This is a genomic window from Neisseria sp. P0021.S007 (genome assembly GCF_051956855.1).
Genome location: NZ_JBQCXA010000400.1, coordinates 1 through 761, shown reverse-complemented (window position 1 = coordinate 761; position 761 = coordinate 1). Strand labels below are relative to the sequence as shown.

The following is a 761-nucleotide window of genomic DNA, read 5'->3' as shown; positions in this document are numbered from 1 at the left end:
GTAGTTGGTGTAGTTGTAGATGGCGTAAGGAATTGCGCCGTTGCGGTGGATTTCCTCGAAGGTGATTTCCCATTCGTTGTGGCACTCGATGCCCGTAAACGTTACCATCGGATAGAGCGCGCCCGCCAAGCCTTGTTCGCGCGCGTTGTGCTGCGCCTGCGGCAGTTGGTTGCGGCGGTATTGCAGCAGGTTGCGGGTAACTTCGGGTTCCGCCAGTGCGAGGTAGAGCGGTACGGCGTATGCTTCGGTGTCCCAATAGGTCGCGCCGCCGTATTTTTCGCCGGTAAAGCCTTTCGGGCCGATGTTCAGGCGCGTGTCTTCGCCGTAGTAGGTGGAGAACAGTTGGAACAGGTTGAAGCGGATGCCCTGCTGCGCTTCGTCGCTGCCTTCGATGACCACGTCGGCGATTTCCCAGCGGTGCAGCCAGCCTGCTTTGTGCGCGTCCAGCAAAGTTTCAAACGCAACGCCTGCGACTTTTTCCGACAAGGCGCGGCCAGCGGCTTTCACCGCTTCCAAGCCCTGATAATCGCGGCTGGTGGTAATAATCACGCGTTTTTCAAAGGTTTCGGGCGTACCGCCGACTTCGGCTTCAAAAGAATTGGAGACCTGCCAGTCGGTTTGACTGCCGCCGAGGGCTTTGAAGCTGCCGGCGAAGGTTTGCTCGGCGTTGACGATGAATTGTTCCACGCCGAAGGGATTGGCGACGGTTTGGGTGGCAATGTAGGAGCGGTCGTCTGAAACGCCTTTGTCCAATACTTGCC

1 pseudogene is annotated in these 761 nt (G+C 58.1%); it reads right to left on the bottom strand.

The features are described from left to right. Positions 1-761: pseudogene (locus ACTHUR_RS13620) on the bottom strand (glycoside hydrolase family 65 protein); the annotation flags it as partial.